The sequence below is a fragment of the Mycobacterium asiaticum genome (assembly GCF_001673315.1).
Taxonomy (GTDB): domain Bacteria; phylum Actinomycetota; class Actinomycetes; order Mycobacteriales; family Mycobacteriaceae; genus Mycobacterium; species Mycobacterium asiaticum_B.
The window spans coordinates 1-23,651 of record NZ_LZLQ01000042.1; the positions used below are offsets into that span (position 1 = coordinate 1).

Annotated in this window: 15 protein-coding genes and 2 pseudogenes; 7 read left to right on the forward strand and 10 right to left on the reverse strand. The window is 66.5% G+C overall.

Translation table 11 applies throughout. The annotated features are described in order from the left end of the window. Positions 1–1,478 (forward strand): purple acid phosphatase family protein (locus tag A5636_RS06995; protein ID WP_216638817.1); only part of this gene is annotated, 1,478 nt, incomplete at its 5' end. Between the two features lie 7 nt (positions 1,479–1,485). Here A5636_RS06995 and A5636_RS07000 read toward each other — a convergent pair. The 4 genes from A5636_RS07000 to A5636_RS07015 all read right to left on the reverse strand — a co-directional run bounded on the left by A5636_RS07000 (position 1,486) and on the right by A5636_RS07015 (position 5,947). Next, the gene (locus A5636_RS07000; protein ID WP_065157976.1) at positions 1,486–2,514 is read right to left on the reverse strand and encodes an Rv2578c family radical SAM protein; all 1,029 of its coding nucleotides are present in this window, start codon (positions 2,512–2,514) and stop codon (positions 1,486–1,488) included. A gap of 165 nt (positions 2,515–2,679) precedes the next feature. Then, entirely contained in the window at positions 2,680–3,897 is a 1,218-nt protein-coding gene (locus A5636_RS07005; protein ID WP_065157977.1) for a PE-PPE domain-containing protein, read from the reverse strand. Between the two features lie 116 nt (positions 3,898–4,013). Beyond that, positions 4,014–5,276, reverse strand: coding sequence for a histidine--tRNA ligase (gene hisS / locus A5636_RS07010; protein WP_065157978.1), 1,263 nt, complete (start codon positions 5,274–5,276; stop codon positions 4,014–4,016). Continuing rightward, a complete protein-coding gene (locus A5636_RS07015; protein WP_065157979.1) occupies positions 5,273–5,947 on the reverse strand; it encodes an MBL fold metallo-hydrolase in 675 nt (224 codons plus the stop codon). Before A5636_RS07015 ends, hisS begins: the two co-directional genes overlap by 4 nt. 43 nt (positions 5,948–5,990) lie before the next feature. On the opposite strand from A5636_RS07015, the gene A5636_RS07020 reads away from it, so the two are divergent. From A5636_RS07020 to A5636_RS27140, 3 genes and pseudogenes are all read left to right on the forward strand, one after another. Beyond that, on the forward strand, positions 5,991–6,899 hold the full coding sequence (locus tag A5636_RS07020; protein WP_065157987.1) for a peptidylprolyl isomerase: 909 nt from the start codon (positions 5,991–5,993) through the stop codon (positions 6,897–6,899). 26 nt (positions 6,900–6,925) lie between these two features. Continuing rightward, positions 6,926–7,081 (forward strand): annotated as a pseudogene (locus tag A5636_RS27135) (peptidylprolyl isomerase); the annotation flags it as partial. Between the two features lie 10 nt (positions 7,082–7,091). Continuing rightward, positions 7,092–8,129 (forward strand): annotated as a pseudogene (locus A5636_RS27140) (serine/threonine-protein kinase); the annotation flags it as partial. A 194-nt stretch (positions 8,130–8,323) separates the two neighbouring features. Here A5636_RS27140 and A5636_RS07030 read toward each other — a convergent pair. The 6 genes from A5636_RS07030 to yajC all read right to left on the reverse strand — a co-directional run bounded on the left by A5636_RS07030 (position 8,324) and on the right by yajC (position 16,689). Then, positions 8,324–10,699 carry a RelA/SpoT family protein gene (locus A5636_RS07030; protein WP_065157988.1) on the reverse strand — a complete coding sequence of 792 codons (2,376 nt, stop codon included), beginning with the start codon at positions 10,697–10,699 and terminating at the stop codon, positions 8,324–8,326. 42 nt (positions 10,700–10,741) lie between these two features. Next, entirely contained in the window at positions 10,742–11,248 is a 507-nt protein-coding gene (locus tag A5636_RS07035; protein WP_065157980.1) for an adenine phosphoribosyltransferase, read from the reverse strand. 14 nt (positions 11,249–11,262) lie between these two features. After that, positions 11,263–12,915, reverse strand: a complete 1,653-nt coding sequence (locus A5636_RS07040; RefSeq protein ID WP_065157981.1) for an ABC transporter substrate-binding protein — start codon at positions 12,913–12,915, stop codon at positions 11,263–11,265. Between the two features lie 3 nt (positions 12,916–12,918). Further along, the gene (gene secF, locus A5636_RS07045) at positions 12,919–14,289 is read right to left on the reverse strand and encodes a protein translocase subunit SecF (RefSeq protein WP_065157982.1); all 1,371 of its coding nucleotides are present in this window, start codon (positions 14,287–14,289) and stop codon (positions 12,919–12,921) included. Positions 14,290–14,295: 6 nt separating this feature from the next. Beyond that, positions 14,296–16,251 (reverse strand): protein translocase subunit SecD, encoded by a 1,956-nt coding sequence (gene secD, locus A5636_RS07050; protein WP_065157983.1) that lies wholly within the window; start codon positions 16,249–16,251, stop codon positions 14,296–14,298. A 99-nt stretch (positions 16,252–16,350) separates the two neighbouring features. Next, entirely contained in the window at positions 16,351–16,689 is a 339-nt protein-coding gene (yajC, locus tag A5636_RS07055) for a preprotein translocase subunit YajC (protein ID WP_065157984.1), read from the reverse strand. Between the two features lie 214 nt (positions 16,690–16,903). Here yajC and gabT point away from each other — a divergent pair, with 214 nt between their 5' ends. The 3 genes from gabT to A5636_RS07070 form a co-directional block, all read left to right on the forward strand. Beyond that, entirely contained in the window at positions 16,904–18,244 is a 1,341-nt protein-coding gene (gabT, locus tag A5636_RS07060) for a 4-aminobutyrate--2-oxoglutarate transaminase (protein ID WP_065157989.1), read from the forward strand. A 295-nt stretch (positions 18,245–18,539) separates the two neighbouring features. Next, entirely contained in the window at positions 18,540–22,055 is a 3,516-nt protein-coding gene (gene car / locus A5636_RS07065; RefSeq protein WP_065157985.1) for a carboxylic acid reductase, read from the forward strand. A gap of 203 nt (positions 22,056–22,258) precedes the next feature. Then, positions 22,259–23,651, forward strand: a 1,393-nt coding sequence (locus A5636_RS07070; RefSeq protein WP_437339810.1) for a PE family protein, incomplete at its 3' end; no start/stop codon positions are given.

Here is a 23,651-nt window from a genome sequence, read left to right on the forward strand (position 1 = left end):
AATCAGTGGGCATTCGTCGCTGCTGGGGGTCGCATCCACGCAGTCCCGACATATGGACTCGACCGGATACGTCTGGCACGCCACCGGTCGCGGGTCTGCATCTGCAATTCGGCCGCAATGCAAGCACCGAACTGGTGGTGTCCTGGCACACCACCGACGCCGTTCGCAACCCCCGGGTGATGCTGGGCACGCCGACGTCTGGCTTCGGCAGTACCGTCGCGGCCGAGACCCGAACATACCGGGATGCGAAGTCCAACACCGAAGTCCGCGTCAATCACGCCCTACTACGCGGGCTCACCCCGGACACCGACTACGTCTATGCCGCGGTCCACGACGGTGCCCACCCGGAGCTGGGTACGGCGCGGACCGCCCCGGCAGGACGAAAGCCTTTTCGCTTCACCAGTTTTGGCGACCAATCCACTCCGACACTGAGCACGCTGACCGACGGAAAAGCTCTCAACGACCACATCGGGTCGCCGGCCGCCGGTGACACGACGATGGCGATCGAGCGGATGGCCCCGCTGTTCAATCTGGTTAACGGCGATCTCTGCTACGCCAACCTGGCTCAGGACCGGATCCGCACCTGGTCGGATTGGTTTCTCAACAACAGTCGTTCGGCACGTTACCGACCTTGGATGCCGGCCGCAGGCAACCACGAGAACGAATTGGGCAACGGGCCAATCGGTTACGGTGCCTACCAGACCTATTTCGCCGTGCCCGACTCTGGATCCAGCTCCGAGCTGCGCGGGTTGTGGTATTCGTTCACCGCCGGGTCAGTGCGGGTGATCAGCCTCAACAACGATGACGTGGCCTACCAGGACGCCGGCAACTCGTACGTGCACGGCTATTCGGGTGGCGAGCAAAAGCGTTGGCTGGCAAGCGAACTTGCCGCAGCACGAAGCGACCCGGGTATCGACTGGGTGGTGGTGTGCATGCATCAGACCGCGATCTCGACAGCCAACGCCAACGGAGCCGACCTCGGAATCCGCCAGGAATGGCTGCCGTTGTTCGATCAGTACCACGTCGACCTGGTGCTGTGCGGACACGAACACCACTACGAGCGGTCACATCCGCTGCGCGGCACCCTGGGCACCGACACCAGAACGCCGATCCCCGTCGACACCCGCAGCGATGAGATCGATGTGACGCGCGGAACCGTGCACGTCGTCATCGGCGGCGGCGGCACCTCCAAACCGACGAACGGGTTGTTCTTTCCGGATCTGCGCTGCCGGGTCGTCACGGGCGTCGGGGCATTCGACCCTGCGCTCGGACACAAATCCCCGAACTATGTGATGGAGGATGCGCCGTGGTCGGCGTTTCGAGACCGCGAAAATCCTTACGGTTTCGTGGCTTTCGATGTAGACCCGGGCGCACCGGGCGGCAAGACATCGATCAGGGCGACGTACTACGTGGTGCAGGGCCCCTACGGCGCGGTGAAAGCGATCGATCACTTCACCCTGACCAAGCCCCGCGGCTAGAACGCGGCTAGAACAAGGTTGCCTGCATAGGCTGTGCGCTCGGTTCGGCTGCGGCCACCGAGGCGAAGGGGCGATTGTCGCCCTTGAGCCCGTACTTGGCGACCAGCGGCTGGGCGCGTTCACGCAGCATCTCGCGATAGCTGGGTGGCAGGTAGGCACCGCGGCGGTACAGCTCGCGGTAGACGCCGGTGAGCTCCGGATGCGCACGGGCCAGCCAAGACATGAACCAGCCGCGGGTGGCGCCGCGCAGATGCAGGCCGAACACGGTCACGCTGGTCGCGCCGGCCGCGGCGATCTGGCGCAACAGCCCGTCGAGGTGCTCGGCCGAGTCGGTGAGCTGTGGCAGCACCGGTGCCACCATGACATGGCAATCCAGGCCCGCCTCGCGAATTGCGGCGATGAGCGCCAACCGTGCCTGCGGGGTCGGCGTGCCCGGCTCCACGTCACGGTGCAGGTCCGGGTCCCCCACCGCCAGCGACACCGCCACCGACAGGCGAACCTGTTGCGCCGCATCGGCGATCAGCGGCAGGTCTCTGCGCAGCAGCGTGCCCTTGGTCAGGATCGACATCGGCGTCCCCGACCCGGCCAGCGCTCCGATGATGCCCGGCATCAGTGCGTAGCGGCCCTCCGCCCGCTGATAGGGGTCGGTGTTGGTGCCCAGCGCGACGGTCTCCCGGCGCCATGATGGCCGGCGCAGTTCGCGGCGCAGCACCTCGACGACGTTCGTCTTGACCACCACCTGGGTGTCGAAGTCGGCGCCGGAGTCGAAGTCCAGGTATTCGTGGGTGGGCCGCGCGAAGCAGTAACGGCAGGCGTGCGAACAGCCGCGGTATCCGTTGACGGTGTAGCGGAAGGGCAGGGCGGCCGCCTCGGGCACCTTGTTCAACGCGGACTTGCACAGCACCTCGTGGAACGTCATGCCTTCGAACTGCGGGACACGCACACTCTTGACCAGGCCCAGGCGCTGCAGGCCCGGCAGCGCGCCCTCGTCCACCGGTGTCCCGTTGATTGCGACCGCCTGGCCTGCCCAGCGCATACCTCTAGTCGAACACTAGTTCGACCGTGACGTCAACTTTTTTCTGTGGCGAACGGGCACAGATGTACAGCGACGCGCCGAGCCGGGTGGCAGTCTGTGCACGCTGGCGCGCGGGCTGCGGGTGGGTTGTCGCGCGTGGGTGCTGGGTGAGCCGGCATTTGGCTGTCAGGACAGGGTCGGCCAGCCGACCAGCGCTCCGCCGGAGAAATATGGTCCGCCATTGGGCGTCAGCGATGAATAACCGGCATCGATGATCGGCTGCAGCAGCGAGTTCAGCCCGCTGACAATCGGTTGCGGGACACCTAGCTGCACGAGCGGCAGCAACAGCGGCAGAGTCTGTGACGGAATCATGTAGGTGGTGACCGTGCCGCCCAGCGAGTTGGTCACGCTGGACAGCTGCACCGCATTCGACATCGAGGCCACCGAGGGCGCGTTGTGCTGGTAGGCCGTCCCGAACAGCGAGTTCACCACCGCGGGAAGATTCCAGGGCCGGTCGGGCGGGTTGCCGAAGAAGTCGTATTGGCCGAACACCACACTCACGTCGTACTGGCTGACAGCCAGCGGCTGCACCAGGTAGCCGACGAACGGCACCGTAGCCGCGGTCGGCAAGTAGGTGGCAGCCAGTCCCAGCTCAGGGCTGGAGAACAACGCGAACTGCAGGGCGCCGGGGGGCGGAGCGTTCGGAAGTGTCGCCAGGTACGCCAGCTCGCGGTTGGCCACGATGGCTCCGAGCGACAGCGCAGCCACGTGCACCGGCGCGTTGCCGCCGGTGACCGCGGACATGATCATCTCGTCGAGGGTCATCCGTCCCATCGCGACGGCCTGGTCGACGGTCGGCGCCCACAAGCTACCGCTGACGATGCCCATGCTCGCCGGGTAGTCGACCACCTGAGCCAGGCTGCTGGGGAACCAGTTCTGCCCGATGACACCGTTGAGCAGGTGATAGGCCTCCAGCACCGACACAGACCAGGGTGCACTGATGCCTTGCAGCGCGATCTGGCCGGCGAAGGGCAGTTGGGTGATCCAGCGCGGAGCATAAAGCGGGCCCGCGCCCGGGACTGTGATCCGGACGCCGGCAGCCGGCAACGCCTGCTGAGCGGCGTTGAACAGCTCGGCGCTCAGGTATGCCTCGGCGCTCGCCTGCAGGGTGCGCACCAATCCCTGGCCGTATCTCGCCACCTGGGCGCTGGCCGTCTGGTACGCGCGGCCGTGCGCGCTGAATAGCGCCGCGATGCTCGTCGACACCTCGTCGGCCCCAGCCGTCAGCAACGGCGTGACGAACCCGGCTGCCGTCTGGTTGGCAGCATCGACTGCCTCCCGCAGCGCACTCAAATCGTTTGCGGCACAGGTCAAGAAGTCAGGTGCTGTCACAACGTACGACACCGAGGGGGCCTCCTTGCCCGGCGACCGGGCCCGAACCGGTCATATGACGCAAACCGTAGGTGAGGCTACTCGAACACCGCAAAGTCAACCGCGGTTTCGCCGGATCGGGTAAGCGCCTAGCGGCTGAACCGCGAAAGCATCTCCGCAACAACGGAATCCAACGGCACCGACACCTGCTCCCCCGACTTCAGATCCTTCACACCGATAGTCCCGGCGTCGAGGTCGCGATCTCCGGCCACCAACGCCAGCCGCGCGCCAGACCGGTCGGCGGCCCGCATGGCGCCCTTGAGCCCCCGGTCACCGTAGGCCTGGTCGAAGCGAACGCCGGCGGCCCGCAAGGCGCCGCCCAGCACCGCCAACCGCAGCTTGGCCGCCTCGCTCAGCGGCACACCGAACACGTCGCAGCGGACGGTCCGCCCCAGGGTCTTGCCCTCGGCGCGCAAGGCCAGCATCGTGCGGTCTACGCCAAGCCCAAATCCGATGCCAGACAAGTTTTGTCCGCCGAGCTGGCTCATCAGGCCGTCGTAGCGGCCACCGCCGCCGATACCCGACTGGGCACCCAGTCCGTCGTGCACGAACTCGAAGGTGGTCTTGGTGTAGTAGTCCAGGCCGCGCACCATGCGGGGGTTGATCACGTAGGGCACGCCGAGCGCGTCCAAGTGCGCCAGCACGGTGTCGAAATGTTGCTTGGCGTCATCCGAGAGGTGATCCAGCAGCACCGGCGCATCGGCGGTCATGGCCTTGACCTCGGGACGCTTGTCGTCGAGCACCCGCAGCGGGTTGATCTCAGCCCGGCGGCGGGTGTCCTCGTCGAGGTCAAGCCCAAACAGGAAGTCTTGCAACAGTTCCCGATACCGGGGGCGGCAGGTCTCGTCCCCCAGCGAGGTGATCTCCAGCCGGAAGCCATCCAAGCCCACCGACCGGAAACCGGCGTCGGCCACGGCAATCACTTCGGCGTCCAGCGCCGGGTCGTCTACACCGATCGCCTCGACACCCACCTGCTGCAACTGCCGGTACCGACCCGCCTGAGGACGTTCATATCGGAAGAACGGTCCGGAATAGCACAGTTTGACCGGCAAGGCGCCGCGGTCCAGTCCGTGCTCGATCACCGCGCGCACCACCCCGGCGGTGCCTTCGGGCCGCAACGTCACCGACCGGTCGCCGCGATCGGCGAAGGTGTACATCTCTTTGGACACCACATCGGTGGATTCGCCCACCCCACGCGCAAACAGCGCGGTGTCCTCGAAGATGGGCAGTTCGATATCCCCGTATCCGGCCCGGCGGGCCGCTGCCAGCAGCCCGTCCCGCACCGCGACGAATTGCGCGGACTCCGGCGGAAGGTAGTCCGGAACCCCTTTGGGCGCAGTGAATTCCGTCACGCGCTCAGGCCTTCGAGGAACGGGTTGAGCCGGCGTTCGGCACCGATGGTGGTGGAGTTGCCATGTCCGGGTAGTACCACAGTGGTGTCGTCGAGCACCAACAGTTTGTCCACGATCGAGCGCAGCAAGTCCCGCCCACTGCCGCCGAACAAGTCGGTCCGACCGACCGATCGCTCGAACAGAGTGTCACCGGTGAAGACCACGTCCGCCTCGTTCTTGGCCGCCTGCAGGATCCGGAAGCACACCGACCCGCGGGTGTGCCCCGGGGTGTGGTCGACGTTCACCGAGATGCCGCCGAGGTCGATCTTGTCGCCGTCTCGGTCCAGCTCGACGACCTGCTTCGGCTCCCGGAAGAACGCGCCCGCCATCAGCTGGGCCACCCGCGGCCCGAGTCCATAAATCGGGTCCTTGAGCATGAACCGATCCTCGGGATGGATGTAGGTGGGGCAGCCGAAGGTGTCGGAAACCTTCTGCGCCGACCAGATGTGGTCGATATGACCGTGGGTGATCAGCACCGCGGCCGGGGTCAGCCGGTTCTGGTCCAGGATGCTCCGCAGCTGGCCCATCGCCCGTTGGCCTGGGTCGACGATGATGGCATCGGAGCCTGGGCGCTCAGCCAGCACATAGCAGTTGCACTGCAGCAGCCCGGCGGGAAATCCGGTGATAAACACCGTCCCAGTTTCCCATCCCCAGCCCCATGGAAAGATGGCGGCCGTGCCAACGAACCAGCAGCGACGTGCGACAGCCAAGCGCAAACTCGAGCGGCAACTGGAGCGACGCGCCAAGCAAGCCAAGCGGCGCCGCATCCTGACCATCGCGCTAGGCGCGGTGGCCGCGGTGGCGGTGGTTGCGGCGGTGGTGGTCGCCGTCGTCGTCGGCAAGGGCGACCACAAGAACAACCCGTCCGCGTCGACGACACCGAGCAGCTCCGCGCCCGCCTCGCCAACGGCGGCCAGCCTGCCGCCAGTACAGCTGGGCGACGCCGCGCCGCTGCCGCCGTTCAAGGCGCCGGCGAACCTGGGCGCCAACTGCCAGTACCCCGCCTCGCCGGGCGCAAAGGCCGGAAAGGACGTCAAGCCGCCGCGCACCGGCAAGATCCCGGCCACGTCGACGCCGGTGAGCGTGAGCATGGTGACCAGCCAGGGGAATATCGGCCTGTTGCTGAACAACGGCCAAGCCCCTTGCACGGTAAACAGTTTCGCCAGCCTGGCCGGGCAGGATTACTTCAAGGACACCAAGTGCCATCGGCTGGTCGCCACTTCTGGACTGTCAGTCCTGCAGTGTGGCGACCCCAAGGGGGACGGCACCGGCGGCCCGGGTTACCAGTTCGCCGACGAATACCCCACCGACCAGTACCCGCCGAACGACCCCAAGCTCAAACAGCCCGTCATCTATCCACGGGGCACCATCGCCATGGCCAACTCGGGGCCCAACACCAACAGCAGCCAGTTCTTCCTGGTTTACCGAGACTCGGTGCTGCCACCCGCATACACCGTATTCGGAAAGATTCAGGACGACGGGTTGGCGACGCTGGACAAGATCGCCGCAGCCGGTGTCGCCGGCGGTGGTGAGGAAGGGCCCCCCGCGCTGGACGTGGTCATCACATCGGTACGGGTGGACTAGCTTCCAGTTCTTCCTGGTCTAGCGCGGACTCGGCGCTGCCGCCGGGATACACCGTTTCAGGCACCACACCGCCGGACGGCCTGGCTACCCTGGACAAGATCACCGCGGCGGGAGTCGCCGGCGGCGGTCAGGAAGGTGCGCCCGTCCTGGACGTGACCATCACCTCGCTATCGCTGGATTAAGAGGAGAAGCGTGGCCGAAAACTCGTTCGGTCGATACCAGCTGCAAGGCCTGTTGGGCAAAGGCGGCATGGGCCAGGTTTACCGCGCCTACGACACCCAGACCGATCGGGTCGTCGCCATCAAGCTGCTGCCCCCGCATCTGGCCGACGACAAAGAGTTCGAGCACCGGTTCCGCCGGGAAGCCCGCACGGCGGCCAGCCTCAACGATCCGCACGTGGTGCCGATACACAGCTTCGGCGAGATCGACGGACGCCTGTATGTGGACATGCGACTGGTCGAGGGCCGCGATTTGGGAAGGTTCATCGCCGAGAACGGCGGTCGGCTCAGCGCGTCGCAAACGGTCGCCATCATCGAACAGGTCGCGGCGGCGCTCGATAGCGCGCACCGGGTGGGGTTGATGCACCGGGACGTCAAGCCGTCGAACATCCTGGTCGCCAATACCCGCAACTTCGTCTATCTGATCGACTTCGGGTTGGCGCGCACCACCACCGACACTGCCTTGACCGGGACGGGTCTGACGATGGGCACGCTAGCCTACCTTGCCCCCGAACGCTTCAGTGGCACTACCGATGCCCGCGCGGACGTGTACGCGTTGGCCTGCACGCTCTACGAATGCCTGACCGGTACACGGCCCTACCCCGGCGACAGCTTCGAAGAACAGATCTCCGGTCACCTGTACTCACCGCCACCGCGGCCGACCCTCCTGGCAGCCGACGTGCCGCCGGCATTTGACGCGGTGATCGCCCGGGGGATGGCCAAGGACCCCGACGCCCGGTATCAGAGCGTGCTCGAACTTGCCGACGCCGCCCGCGCCGCGTTGGGCGGGGCAGCCATGGCGCTGCCACCACCGCCACCGGCCGAAGCGCACACTGTTCGCGCCCCTTCGTCCATCGACGAACCTTCGATACAACCCAGCGCCACTAAAACCGGTAGCCGCGCCACCTTGATCTTGACCGTGGCCGGCTCCGGATTGGTGTTGGTGCTGGGGGCTGCGCTGATCGCTCTACTGACCCGCGGTGAGGACACCGGCTCGAAGAACCCCGTGACCAGCACGACGGTGATATCGACGACCAGCAGCGCACCCCAGGTGACCGAGACGACCGAAGAAACCAGTGACGTGACAGACACCGTGGACACCACCACCGTCGAGAAGCCGTTGCCTCCGAGCGGCTAGCCCTGCGCCGGCGAAACTCCCACAGCGGCGTCGGACGGCACGTTTGAAGGGCGAATCAAGCGCTGGATTCAGGCAGCCGACGTCACCCGATACACGTCGTAGACGCCTTCAACATTGCGGACCACGTTGAGCAGGTGCCCGAGGTGTTTCGGGTCGCCCATCTCGAAAGTGAACCGACTGACCGCAACCCGGTCACCGGAGGTGGTCACCGATGCTGACAGGATGTTCACCTTCTCGTCGGCGAGCACCCGGGTGATGTCCGAGAGCAACCGGTGCCGATCGAGCGCCTCGACCTGGATCGCCACCAGAAACACCGATGAGGCCGACGGCGCCCAGAGCACTTCGATGATGCGCTCGGCCTGCTGCTGCAGCGAGGCGGCGTTGGTGCAGTCGGTGCGATGCACGCTGACGCCGCCGCCGCGGGTCACGAACCCCATGATCTGGTCACCGGGCACCGGAGTGCAACACTTGGCCAGCTTGGTCAACACCCCCGGCGCGCCGGGAACGGAGACTCCGACGTCTTCGGTGCTGCGCGGACGCCGTGGCATGGTCGCTGGGGTGGAGCGCTCGGCGAGGTCCTCTTCGGCCTGGTCGATACCGCCGAGTTCGGCCAACAGTCGCTGCACGACGTGCCGCGCCGAGACGTGGCCCTCACCGATCGCGGTGTACATCGCCGACACGTCGGTGTAGTGCAGCTCGCGAGCCACCGCAGCCATCGATTCGCCATTCACCAAGCGCTGCAACGGAAGTCCACCCCGCCGCACCTCGCGGGCCATAGCTTCCTTGCCGGATTCCAGCGCCTCCTCGCGCCGCTCCTTGGCGAACCACTGCCGTATCTTGGTCTTGGCGCGCGGGGAGACCACGAACTGCTGCCAATCGCGGGACGGTCCGGCGTTCTGCGCCTTGGACGTGAAGACTTCTACGACTTCCCCGTTGTCCAGTTTGCGTTCCAGCGCCACCAGGCGGCCGTTCACGCGGGCGCCGATGCAGCGGTGGCCCACCTCGGTGTGTACGGCGTAGGCGAAGTCCACCGGCGTCGACCCGGCCGGCAACGTGAACACATCACCCTTGGGCGAAAACACGAAAATCTCTTGCACCGCAAGGTCGTAGCGCAACGACTCCAGGAACTCGCCCGGGTCGGCGGCCTCCCGCTGCCAGTCGAGCAATTGACGCATCCAGGCCATGTCGTCGATCTCGGCGGCGGCGTGCGGGTGCGGAACACCGTTGCGGCCCTTGGCTTCCTTGTACCGCCAGTGCGCGGCGATGCCGTATTCGGCGGTACGGTGCATGTCGCGGGTGCGGATCTGCACTTCCAGCGGTTTGCCTTCCGGCCCGACGACCGTAGTGTGCAGCGATTGGTACACACCGTATCTGGGCTGGGCGATATAGTCCTTGAACCGTCCCGCCATCGGCTGCCAGAGCGAATGCACTACGCCCACAGCGGCATAGCAGTCGCGAATCTCGTCGCACAGGATGCGGATACCGACCAGGTCGTGGATGTCGTCGAAGTCGCGGCCCTTGACGATCATCTTCTGATAGATCGACCAGTAGTGCTTGGGCCGGCCTTCCACGGTTGCCTTGATTTTCGAGGCATTCAGCGTGTTGGTGATCTCGGCACGCACTTTGGCCAGATAGGTGTCGCGGGACGGCGCGCGGCCGGCCACCAACCGGACGATCTCGTCGTACTTCTTGGGATGCAGGATTGCGAACGCCAAGTCTTCCAGCTCCCACTTGACGCTGGCCATCCCAAGCCGATGCGCAAGCGGCGCAATGACTTCCAGCGTTTCGCGGGCTTTGCGGGCCTGCTTCTCCGGCGGCAGGAAACGCATGGTGCGCATGTTGTGCAGCCGGTCGGCGACCTTGATCACCAGCACCCGCGGGTCGCGGGCCATCGCGGTGATCATCTTGCGGATCGTCTCGCCTTCGGCCGCACTGCCCAGCACCACGCGGTCCAGCTTGGTTACGCCGTCGACGAGGTGGCCCACCTCCTCACCGAAGTCTTCGGACAGCGCTTCCAGTGTGTAACCGGTGTCCTCGACAGTGTCGTGCAGCAGGGCGGCCACCAAGGTGGTGGTGTCCATGCCCAGCTCGGCCAGGATGTTGGCCACGGCCAGGGGGTGGGTGATGTAGGGGTCGCCGGAATGTCGCAGCTGCGTGGCATGGCGCTGGTCGGCAACCTCGTACGCACGCTGCAGCAGGGTCAGGTCGGCCTTCGGGTATACCTCGCGGTGCACCGCAACCAATGGTTCGAGCACCGGGTTGATCGCGCTGCTGCGCGCGGTCATCCGCCGGGCCAGCCGCGCCCGTACCCGCCGCGACGCGCTGCTGCTGGTCTTGACGGGCTCAGCCGCCTTCGCGGGCTCTGCCGGCGGCTCCGGAATCTCGCTGATGGGCAACGGCTCCGTAGGCGGAGCAGCCTGCAACGTGCTTTGGTCGTCCGCCACGTCAGTCACCTCCGCCTAGAGGATATCCCCGGAATCGATTTACTAGACGCGACTCAGGCTGTGCACCGCCAGCGGCGCCAGCGCGTCGCGGCCGCCCAAGTCCGCCAGCTCCACCACCACCGCCGCCGCCGCTACGACAGCACCGCTGTGCTCGAGCAACCTTTGCGCAGCGCCGACACTGCCTCCGGTGGCCAGGACATCGTCGATGATCACCACGCGACGGCCCGCCAGGACGATCCCCGAGGCAGGAATTTCCAGTGTCGCGGCGCCGTACTCACGCTGGTAGTTCTCGCTGAGCACCGGAGGGGGCAATTTGCCGCCTTTTCGGATTGCCAGCACGCCGGTGCCCAACCGCACGGCAACGGCCGCGGCGAGCAGCAGGCCGCGCGCGTCGATGCCGGCTATCAGTTCGGCGCCTTCGGCCACGTCGGTCAACGCATCGGTGATCGCGGTCATCGCGTCGCTGTCGGCGAACACCGGGATGAGATCGTGGAACAACACGCCGGGTTTGGGAAAGTCGGCGACCTCCCTGGTCAGGGACGCCAGCATGGCAGCTAGATCGCTCACTGAACCAGGGCCCACCTATCCATGTTCCAGCCGGCCCCCCAGCGCGTCGGGTTCCTGCTGACCGCGTACATCTTCTTCGACATCAGGAGGGTGCGCTGCTGGCGGTACAGCGGCAGCGTGGGCATGTCACCCCACAGCACCGGCGCGGCCTCGGCGAGCCGTTTGGCGCGCTCGGCGGGATCTGACGAAACGGCGAGCGCCCCGATGACCCCGTCGATCTGGGGGTTCGTATAGCCGGACAGGTTGTTCCCGTTGCCGGTGTGCAGTGCATAGGCGTCCATCGCGGACGAACCGCTGGATCCGCTGCCGCTGGCCCCGCCCGTACTGGCCACCAGCACGTCAATCTTTCCGTCCCGCAGAGCCTGGGGCCCCGAGGTATCCAGCGTCACGTTGGAAACCGTGATGCCCGCCGGCGCACACGACGTCGCGATGGCTCCGACAGTGGCCGCAAGCCGCGCGTTCGGTCTGCGATAGCCGATCCGTACCGTCAGCTTGGCACCACCCAGCGCGGTGCGGGCGGCGTTAGGGTCGGCCTTGCTGAACCGGGCGGCGTCGGCGGCACCGTCGGCGGCGGACACCGCATCGTCGGTCACCGGACTCAGGCGCGAATTGGCAATGCTGACGCCCGCGTCACGGGCTATCACGTCACGCGGTGTACACAGCGCGAACGCGGTACGAGCGGGCCGTTCTGCCAGCGGCCCTTCCGGCGCGAAGATCAGTTGTTCGATTCCCGCGGACGGCGAGTCGCTGCGCTGATAGTTGTCCGGTGTGGCCAACGCTCCGGACGACCCCGCCGCCACGTCGACCACGTCGACGCTGCGGTTGTTCACCCGGTCCTGAATGTCGCCGCCCTGCGGCCACACGGTGACCCGCTTGGTGATTGCCTTGGCTCCCCACCAGCGGTCATTGGCCACCAGCACCACCGCACCGCCGTCCAGCACGCGTTCGATCTTGTACGGCCCGGACGAGGGGAAACGCTTGATGTCGATCCCGGGCTTGAGGTCCCAGGCCGTGTTCCACAACCGCGCAACCTGTTCGATCACCGACCCTCTGTTGGTCAGCAGGGCGGTCGTGATGTCGGTGCCCAGCATGTCGGAGATGACGTGCGACGGCATCATGGTGGTGGCCGTGAACAGTTGGGCGTAGTCGGCGACCCCGCGGTCGGAGATGAACGACACTCGGGCCTTTTTCTGACCGGGTGTGCAGTCGATATTGGCGATGTCGATGTAACCGGCCTCGGTGGCGGCAGCGAATCCGCCGAAGCGCCCGGATTGCGCCGCCCACGCCAGCACCAGGTCGTCGCAGGTCACCGGCTTGCCGTCGGAATAGACGGCTTTGTCGGCGATCTGGTAGTCCAGCACCAGTGGCGCACCGCCCACCAACGAGACCGTGCCGAAGTCGTGGTCGGCAACCACCTGTCCATCGGGGCCGTGGTAGCCGAAGCCGGTCAGGACGCGGGCAAACGCCTGCGCTCCGGCCGAGGCCGCCCCGGTCACGGTGTTGGTGTTGTAGGTGGACAGGACGCCGTCGACGACGTAGTCGACTTGATTGGCGGCGCTGCCCGAGCAGGCCGTCAGGGGGGCTGCCGCCAGCGCTGCCGTTATGGCAGTGACCACGGCGGCTCGCCGCCAGCGACCCCGAGCGGCCATCGGCTACCGCTTGCCTGCGTTTCGCTTGCCGGTGGGACGCCGGGTGCCGGTGGGACGCACCGGACGGGCGCCCGGCGCCGGCTTGCTGCTCACCGGTTTGTCCGCCGGCACTTTGGCGGTCTGGGTAGCCACCTCGGTTGTTTCGGTGGCGTCCTCGGCCGCTTCGTCGTCGTCATCCTCGCCGTTCTCGGCCGTGACGGTCGCCGTTTCGGAGGCAGCCGCCCCGCCGCGGCGTCTCAACACGCGCCGGCTGTGGGTGCGCACCAGTTCGGTACGTTCCCGCAACGTCACCAGCAGCGGGGTGGCAAAGAAGATCGACGAGTAGGTTCCCACGATGATCCCGATCAGCTGCACCAGCGCCAGGTCCTTCAAGGTGCCCACGCCCAGCAGCCACACCGCGACCACCATCAGCGACACCACCGGCAAGACCGAGATCAGGCTGGTGTTGATGGAACGCATAAACGTCTGGTTGACCGCCAGGTTGGCGTGTTCGGCGAAGGTCCGCCGGGTGGTGTGCTGGAAGCCGTGGGTGTTCTCTTCGACCTTGTCGAACACGATGACCGTGTCGTAGATGGAGAACCCGAGGATGGTCAGCAAGCCGATCACGGTGGCCGGGGTGACTTCGAAGCCCACCAACGCATACACGCCGGCGGTGATAGTGATGTCGAAGATCATCGCCGCCAACGCGGCCAGGGTCATGTAGCGCTCGTAGCGCACCGTGATGTAGACGGCCACCAGCACCAGAAAGACCACCAGCGCCAGCACTGCTTTCTTGGTGATCTGACCGCCCCAGGTCTCCGACACAGCCGCGTCGCTGATTGCCTTCTTGCTGGGGTTGCCGTCCGGGCCTTTGGGATGGAAGGCGTCGAACAGAGCGGTGCGCAGCTTTTCCGTCTGCTCGTTGGACAGCGTTTCCGAGCGGATCTGCACGGTGGCCGACGCACCCTTGCCGACGGTGACCACCGACTCCGGATCCTTGCCGATGGTCTTGTTGAAGATGTCTTCGACCTGATCGACCTGGATGGTTCCGGCGGTGCCCGACGAGGGCATCGACAAAGTGGTGCCCCCCTTGAAGTCGATGCCGAAGGTGAACCCGCGGATCAGGATCGCCAGGATCGCGATCGCCATCATTGCGCCGCTCACGGCGTACCAGAGCTTGCGCCGCCCAACCACCTCGAAGGCGCCGGTTCCGGTGTAGAGCCGTGACAGGAACCCGTGCTGCGGCCCCGTGGTCTTCTCGCCGTCAGATTTGGCGACGACGGTCGTCTTGGCAGGGTTGGATACGGACTTTTTGGCCGGCTTGGAAACGGATTTTGAAACGGATTTGGAATCCGACTTGGAAACGGACTTGGAATCGGACTTGGAATCGGACATGTTGGCTTACCCCCGCCCCGTCTTTACGGCACCCGAGGCCCGGCGTTCCCGCGCGACCTGCTGGACAGCGCCCAACCCGTTGTATGCCGGCTTGCCCAGCCTCGGCGACTTCGACGCCAGATACACCAGCGGCCAGGTCACCAGGAACACGACAACCACGTCCAGAATTGTGGTGAGGCCCAACGTGAAGGCGAACCCCTTCACCTGGCCGATCGCCAGGACGTAAAGGACTGCGGCGGCCAGGAAGGTGACGGCGTTGCCGGACACGATTGTCTTGCGGGCTCGCGCCCAACCTCGCGGCACCGCCGAACGGAACGAGCGGCCCTCGCGGATCTCATCTTTGATGCGCTCGAAGAACACCACGAATGAGTCAGCGGTGGTCCCGATACCGATGATCAGACCCGCGATACCGGCCAGGTCCAAGGTGTAGTTGATATACCTGCCCAGCAGCACCAAGATCGCGAAAACCATTGCGCCGGAAGCGACTAGCGACAACGCCGTGAGCAGACCCAGCACTCGGTAATACAACAGCGAATACGCCAACACTAACGCCAAGCCGATCGCCCCGGCGATCAACCCGGCCCGCAACGACGTCAAACCCAGTGTCGCCGATACGGTTTGGGCTTCTGACGATTCGAAGGACAGCGGCAGCGATCCGTACTTCAGCACGTTGGCAAGCTGTTTGGCGGTAGCGGCGCTGAAAGGTGGTTCACCGCCACTGATCTGGGTCCGTCCGCCTGGAATCGCTTCCCTGATCATGGGCGCGCTGACGACCTGCGAGTCCAGGGTGAATGCCGTCTGGGTACCGGTATGGGCGGCGGTGTAGTCCGCCCATACGTTGGCCGCCGGTCCCTTGAATTGCAGGTCGACGACATAACCCAGGCTGCTCTGATTCATCCCGGAGGTGGCGTCCTGAATCTGGTCGCCGCTGATGATCGACGGCCCCAACAGGTACGCGGTCTTGTGGTCGGTAGAGCAGGTCACCAGCGGCAACTTCGGGTCGTCGTTGCCGGCCAGGATGTCGTCTTTATCGCAGCGGGTGGCCTGGTACTGCAGGGCGACCATCTGGATGTACTGGCTGGTGTTCTGCCGCCACTTCTTCTCCTGCGCGATGCGCTCGGCGAGATCCTTGCGCGGATCCGGCGGGGCGGGCTGCTCCGGCGGTGGCGCTTGCCGCGGCGGCGGAGCCTGTCCCGGCGGTGGCGCTTGTCCCGGCGGCGCTTGGCCCGTCGGCCCCGGCGGAGCCGGACTGGGGGCGGGACTCGGGGACGGTGCGGGACTGGGCGCCGGATCCTGCGGGTAGGGCCGCGGCTGGCCGCGGGGCGGCGCCGGGGCGGGCGCTCCAGATTGCGGTGGAGCCCCGGGCGCAAGAGCCGGAGCGCCTGGCGCTCCACTTTGCGGTGGAGCCCCTGGTGCTGGAGCCGGAGCCCCGGGTGCTCCCGATTGCGGCGGAGCCCCTGGCGCCGGAGCCGGAGCTCCGGGCGCTCCCGACTGCGGCGGCGCCCCGGGCGCGGGGGCACCCGGCGCCGGCTCGCCGCCGGCGGGCTGCTGGCCGGGCCTGGGTTCCTCGGGAGGCTTCTGGGCGGGCTGGGAGCTGAGCACCGGCCGGATGTAGAGGCGCGCGGTCTGGCCCAGGTCGCGGGCCTCGTTCCCGTCGCTGCCAGGCACCGTGATGACAAGGTTGTCGCCGTCGACCACGACCTCCGAGCCGGAGACACCCAGCCCGTTGACACGAGAGCTGATGATCTGCTGGGCCTGGGCTAGCGCATCGCGGGTGGGCCGCGAGCCGTCCGGGGTACGCGCCGTCAACGTCACCCGGGTGCCGCCCTGCAGGTCAATGCCCAGCTTGGGACTGGTCCCCTTGTCTCCGGTGAAGAAGACGAGCAGGTAGACGCCGACCAGCATGAGCAGGAACACCGACAGGTAGCGGGCAGGATGCACCGGCGCCGAAGACGATGCCACGTTCCTTATATCTCCTTGGAATCGGTTGGGACCCCCGGTGGAGCGGGTGAGAGCCTCCGAAAAGACTACGTGCCGTCCCGGGACTGGCTTCGGCTCCGGTCAGGAATCCTTTTCCTCCGCGGCTTCCAGCGCGCGATTGTCGTCATCGGCATCAGCTTCGTCCACATCCTCGTCGTCATCGGGCAGGATGCGATCACGGATCGCCAGCTTCATCCAGGTGGTAACCACGCCGGGCGCGATCTCGATGTCGACGGAGTCGTCCGTGAAAGAGACGACGGTGCCTTCCAGTCCGGACGTCGTGTGGACCCGGTCGCCGGGCTGCAGCGACTCGTGTAGGTCGATGGTGGCTTGCATCGCCTTCCGCTGTCGTCGCGACGCGAAGTACATGAACCCGCCCATGATGAGCAGGAACGGCAAGAACAAGACAAAACTCTCCATCAACACGCCTTCTTTTCGTATCGGTAGTGCTCGATTTCCCTGGCAGAACCGGGAATGCTGCCGGTCGGACCCGGAGCCGCTCACCTCATTAGCCCCCCAGTCTGCCATTCCCGCAGGTCGCAAACCGACCTGCATCGTCCGCGGCTCCCATTTTCGGGCCACCCGCTAGGCTCATAATCGCGACGTGACCGGCGCGGCGCGGAAGGAGAAGTCCGTGGCCAGCCTCGATCAGAGCCGCCATTTGGTCACGGAGATCCCGGGTCCCGCGTCGTTGGAACTCAACAAACGGCGGACCGCGGCGGTCTCTCACGGCGTCGGCGTCACCTTGCCGGTCTTCGTGGCGCGCGCCGGAGGCGGCATCGTCGAGGATGTCGACGGAAATCGCCTCATCGACCTGGGTTCGGGCATCGCGGTCACTACGATCGGCAACTCTTCCCCGCCGGTTATCGAGGCGGTGCGCCAGCAGGTCGAAGAATTCACCCACACCTGCTTCATGGTGACGCCGTACGAGCAGTACGTCGCCGTCGCCGAGCAGTTGAACCGGATCACGCCGGGCTCCGGCGAGAAGCGTTCGGTGCTGTTCAATTCGGGCGCCGAGGCAGTGGAGAACGCCATCAAGGTCGCGCGCTATCACACTGGCAAGCCCGCCGTCGTCGCGTTCGACCACGCCTATCACGGCCGGACCAACATGGCGATGGCGCTGACCGCCAAGTCGATGCCCTACAAGAGCGGGTTCGGGCCGTTCGCACCGGAGATTTACCGCGCGCCGTTGTCCTACCCCTATCGGGATGGTCTGGTGGACAAGGAATTAGCCACTGATGGCGAGAAGGCGGCGGCGCGCGCCATCAGCGTTATGGACAAGCAGGTCGGCGCCGGGAACCTGGCAGCGGTGATCATCGAGCCGATCCAGGGAGAGGGCGGGTTCATCGTTCCGGCCGAGGGGTTCCTGCCCACGTTGCTCGACTGGTGCCATCAGAACGACGTGGTTTTCATCGCCGACGAGGTGCAAACCGGTTTTGCCCGCACCGGCGCGATGTTCGCCTGCGAGCACGAGGGCATCGAACCCGACATCATGGTGACGGCCAAGGGCATTGCCGACGGGCTGCCGCTGTCGGCGATCACGGGTCGCGCGGAGATGATGGACTCCGTGCATTCCGGCGGCCTGGGCGGAACGTTCGGTGGCAACCCGGTCGCGTGTGCGGCGGCGCTGGCCACCATCGCGGCCATCGAGTCCGACGGACTTGTCGAGCGGGCTCAGCAGATCGAACGACTGCTGACAGAACCGCTGCGGCGGTTGCAGGCCGCCGACGACCGGATCGGCGACGTGCGCGGCCGCGGCGCAATGATCGCCATCGAACTGGTGAAATCCGGGACCGCCGAGCCCGACCCAGAACTGACTCTGAAACTGGCCACTGCTGTCCATGCCGCCGGAGTCATCATTTTGACCTGCGGCATGTACGGCAACATCATTCGCTTGCTCCCTCCGCTGACCATCTCCGATGAGCTGCTAACCGAGGGCCTCGAGGTGCTGACCGGGCTATTGTCGGAGGTCTAGCGTTCGGCGTCGCGCAGGAGGCCTAGCCGCGCCGAGATTGAAAGCACGCACATGCGCCGCGGCGAGTCGTGTACGTGGCGTCAGTGTCGGCGTCGCGGCGAAGCGTGGCGGCGAGGCGTGGCGGGAAGGGTGGCGGCGAAACGTGGCGGGAAGGGTCAGGTCGCACGGTGGTCGAATTCACAACTAGTTCGCAGGACCCGCTCATTGAGGAATAACGTTAGTTTCGCTAACGTTCTAAGGGTCAGCGCAACGTCGCGCACACCATACTTATCGCTCAGTCTGTTAAGGAACTGTCATGTCGAATGCCACTCGCGACGAGACTCTCGAACTTCGCGTCGAGTATCTGACCGCCAACGACCCCCAGTTCGCCGCAGCCGCCCCCGACCCGACGGTGGTCGAGGCCCTCGAGCAGCCTGGACTGCGCTACCCGCAGATCGTCCAGACAGTGCTGGAGAGTTACGCCGACCGTCCGGCCCTGGGACAGCGCGCGGTGGAGTTCGTCAAGGACCCGCAAACCGGCCGCACCTCGCTCGAGCTGCTCTCCCGCTTCGAGACCATCACCTACCAACAGCTCAATGACCGGACAAATGCGCTGGCGCGTGTGCTGACCGCCGACTCCGTGCGGGTCGGCGACCGCGTTTGTGTGCTCGGCTTCACCAGCGTCGACTTCACCACTATCGACATCGCTCTCGGTTTGATCGGCGCCGTCGCGGTTCCGTTGCAGACGAGCGCGGCGCTCACCCAGCTGCAGCCGATCGTGGCCGAGACCGAGCCGGTGGTCTTTGCGGCCAGCATCGCGCAGTTACGCGACGCCGTCGAGTTGATCGCCAGCGGACCGGCTCCCGCCAAGCTCGTCGTGTTCGACTATCACCCCGAGGTCGACGACGAGCGCGAGGCTTTCGAAGCCGCACGCGCCGCGCTGGCCGACTCTGCGGTGGCCGTCGAGACCCTGGCCGAGCTCCTCGAGCGAGGCAAGTCGCTGCCGGCCCAGCCGGCAGTCGTCACCGATGACGACAACGCGTTGGCGCTGCTGATCTACACGTCCGGCAGCACCGGCGCACCCAAGGGCGCGATGTACCCGCAGCGCAACGTCGGCAAGATGTGGCGCCGGTCGGCACGCAACTGGTTCGGTGAGACGGCCGCGTCGATCACGCTCAATTTCATGCCGATGAGCCATGTCATGGGCCGCGGCATTCTTTACGGGTCGCTGGGCAATGGCGGCACGGCCTACTTCGCCGCCAAGAGCGACCTCTCCACACTGCTCGAAGACCTGGAGTTGGTGCGCCCGACTGAACTGAACTTCGTGCCCCGGATCTGGGAGACGCTGTTCGGCGAGTTCCAGCGTGAGGTCAACCGCCGGCTTCCGGACCAGAGCGACGACGCCGCCCGCCAGGCGGTGGAAGCCGAGGTGATTGCCGACCTGCGCCAGTACCAGCTGGGTGGCCGGTTCATTTTCGCGATGACGGGCTCCGCCCCGACGTCACCGGAGCTCAAGCGGTGGGTCGAGTCCCTGCTCGAGATGCACCTGCTCGACGGGTACGGCTCAACCGAGGCCGGAATGGTGCTGTTCGACGGCGAGATCCAGAGTCCGCCGGTCATCGACTACAAGTTGGCCGATGTTCCGGACCTGGGTTACTTCGCCACCGACCGGCCACACCCGCGCGGCGAACTGCTGCTCAAGACCGAGAACATGTTCCCCGGCTACTACAAGCGGCCGGAGATCACCGCGGACGTGTTCGACGAGGACGGCTACTACCGGACCGGCGATGTCGTTGCCGAGGTCGGCCCCGGCCGCCTGGTCTACGTCGACCGTCGCAACAACGTCCTCAAACTCGCCCAGGGCGAGTTCGTCACCGTGGCCAAGCTGGAAGCGATTTTCGGCAACAGCCCCCTGGTCCGGCAGATTTACGTCTACGGCAACAGCGCACACCCGTACCTGTTGGCCGTCGTCGTCCCGACCGAAGAAGCACTGGCCACCCACGACGCCGCGGCCTTGAAGCCGATGATCGCCGATTCGCTGCAGAGTGTTGCCCGGGAGACCGGACTGCAGTCCTACGAGGTGCCCCGGGACTTCATCATCGAGACCGCACCGTTCACGTTGGAAAACGGTCTGCTGACCGGGATCCGCAAGCTGGCCTGGCCGAAGCTCAAGCAGCACTACGGCGAGCGGCTGGAACAGCTCTACGCCGACCTGGAAGCCGGGCAGGCCAACGAGTTGAACGAGTTGCGTCGCACCGGAGCCGACGCGCCGGTGCTGCAGACGGTAACCCGGGCCGCCGCGGCAATGCTGGGCACGGCGAGCAACGACCTGGCCCCCGACGCCCACTTCTCCGACCTGGGCGGAGACTCGCTGTCGGCGTTGACGTTCGGCAACCTGCTGCGCGAGATCTTCGACGTCGACGTGCCAGTGGGTGTCATCGTCAGCCCGGCCAACGACCTGCAGGCCATCGCCGCCTACATCGAGGCGGAGCGACAAGGCACCAAGCGGCCGAGCTTCGCCGCCGTGCACGGTCGCGACGCCGTCGAGGTGCACGCCAGTGACCTGACGCTGGACAAGTTCCTCGACGCCGCCACTCTGGACGCCGCACCGAACCTGCCCAAGCCCACCGACGAGGTGCGCACGGTGCTGCTGACCGGCGCCACCGGTTTCCTGGGTCGCTACCTGGCGCTGGACTGGCTGGAACGGATGGACCTGGTCGACGGCAAGGTCATCGCGCTGGTGCGGGCCAAGTCCGACGAGGAGGCGCGGGCCCGGCTGGACCGGACCTTCGACAGCGGCGACCCAAAGCTGCTGGCCCACTACCAGCGGCTGGCCGCCGACCACCTGGAGGTCATCGCCGGTGACAAGGGCGAGGCCAACCTGGGCCTGGACCCGGCGGTCTGGCAACGGCTGGCCGACACCGTCGACCTGATCGTCGACCCCGCCGCCCTGGTCAACCACGTCCTGCCCTACAGCGAGCTGTTCGGTCCCAATGCCCTTGGTACCGCGGAGCTGATCAGGATTGCGCTGACCAGTAAGCAGAAGCCTTATACCTACGTCTCGACGATCGGCGTGGGCGATCAGATCAAGCCGGGCCAGTTCACCGAGGACGCCGACATCCGTCAGATCAGTGCCGCCCGGTCCATCAACGACAGCTACGCCAACGGTTACGGCAACAGCAAGTGGGCCGGTGAGGTGCTCCTGCGCGAGGCGCACGACCTGTGCGGTCTGCCGGTGGCCGTGTTCCGCTGCGACATGATCCTGGCCGACACCACCTATGCCGGCCAGCTCAACGTGCCGGACATGTTCACCCGGATGATGCTCAGCCTGGTGGCCACCGGGATCGCGCCGGCCTCGTTCTACGAGACCGACGCCGAAGGGAACCGGCCACGGGCCCACTACGACGGTCTGCCGGTCGAGTTCATCGCGGAGGCGATCTCGACCCTGGGCGCCCAGAACGTCGGCGAGCGGTTCCAGACCTACCACGTGATGAACCCGTACGACGATGGCATCGGCATGGACGAGTTCGTGGACTGGCTGATCGACGCCGGGTGTTCTGTCCAGCGGATCGCGGACTACGGCGAATGGCTGCGGCGGTTCGAGACTTCGCTGCGGAGCTTGCCCGAGCACCAGCGTCAGGCGTCGCTACTGCCGCTCCTGCACAACTACCAGAAGCCCGAGAAGCCGATGTGTGGGTCGCTTGCGCCCACCGACCGGTTCCGTGCGGCCGTGCAGGACGCAAAGATCGGCTCGGACAAGGACATTCCGCACGTCACGCCGGCGATCATCGCCAAGTACGTGAGCGATCTGCAGTTGCTCGGGCTGCTGTAGAGACAGGGTTGAGGAGGGCGTTCAGCGGGAGACCGTTGGACGCCTTCCTTTTTTGCCTTTGCCGCTTCCGCGGTCCCCTACCTGCACGGACGCGACGGCGTGCAATTCGCTGATTTCGCTCATCGATGCGTGCCCGTCACGGTAGCGTTCCACGCGCGTTCTTCCGGAACGTTAATTTCTGTGGCGGGTCAGGAGGACCGAAATTGTCGTCTATCGTGATCGCTTCGCCCGAGGCCATTGCTGCAGCGGCCGGTGATGTGCGCGGGATCGGCGAATCGCTCCGGGTGGCTGCTGCATTGGCGGCACCACTGACGACGGCAATCCCACCGCTGGGCGCCGATGAGGTTTCTGCGGCTATTACTCGACTGTTCGGCACGTTCGGTCAGGAGTATCAGGCGCTGAGCGCCCAAGCGGCACTGTGCCAAGACCAGTTTGTGCGTTCGTTGAGCACGGGCGCAGGCGCGTACGCGGCGGCTGAGGCGGCCAACGCGCTGTCCGTACAAGCCTTGGAGCAAGGCGTACTTGGCTTGATCAACGCCCCCACCAATGTGCTGCTGGGCCGTCCGTTGATCGGTGACGGTGTCAACGGGCTGGCTGGGACGGGGCAGGCGGGTGGGGCCGGCGGAATCCTATGGGGAAACGGCGGCGCTGGTGGGTCCGGAGCGGCCGGACAGGTCGGCGGACGGGGTGGTGACGCGGGCCTGTTCGGCAATGGCGGGACCGGCGGAGCTGGTGGGGTCGGTGCGACCGGGCAGACCGGAGGTGTCGGTGGCGGCGGCGGTGCCGGTGGATTGTTGGGTGGATTCGGCGGAGCCGGTGGTGCCGGCGGCGCCGGTGGTGCCGGAGGTGCGGGCATCGGTGGCACAGGCGGCACGGGTGGCGCCGGAGGAGCTGGGCGTGCGCTGCTGGGCTGGGGTGCCGGCGCCGGTGGCGCGGGCGGAGTTGGTGGTGCCGGCGGCACCGGCGACACGGGCACTGCTGGTGCGGGCCCGATCGGCGGCCTGGGTGGCACCGGTTTTGCGGGCGGGGCCGGCGGGGCCGGTGGCCAGGGCGGAGCCAGCGCCGGGTTGATGAGTGCCGGTGGGGCCGGGGGCGTCGGCGGGACCGGCGGATCGGGCGGTATGGGTGGGTCCGGCGGCACGGGTGTCGGCTACGCGGTCGACGGAGGCACCGGCGGCACCGGCGGTAGTGGAGGTGCCGCGGGTACCGGCGGTACCGGCGGGACTGGCGGATTCTTCGGGACCGGCGGACACGCGGGCGGTGCCGGCACCGGTGGAGTCGGTGGCACCGGAGGTACCGGCGGGCAAGGCGATACCGGGACGATCGGTTCCTCGGGTGCGTCCCCGACCCAAGGCGGGCAGGGCTGGCAGGGCGGCTCGGGTGGTCAGGGTGGTAACGGCGGCGCCGGTATCAACGGGGTCGGCGGCGGTGACGGCGGCAAGGGCGGTCTGGGCGGCACCGGTGGCGGCGGCGGCAACGGGGGCACCAATACCGGGACCACCACCAGCGGGGAGACCGGCGGCGGCGCGCTGTCGCTCGGCGTTCTGGGCGCATCCCATGTCGTGACCGTGGAATACCGTTCCCACCGCTTCTCCG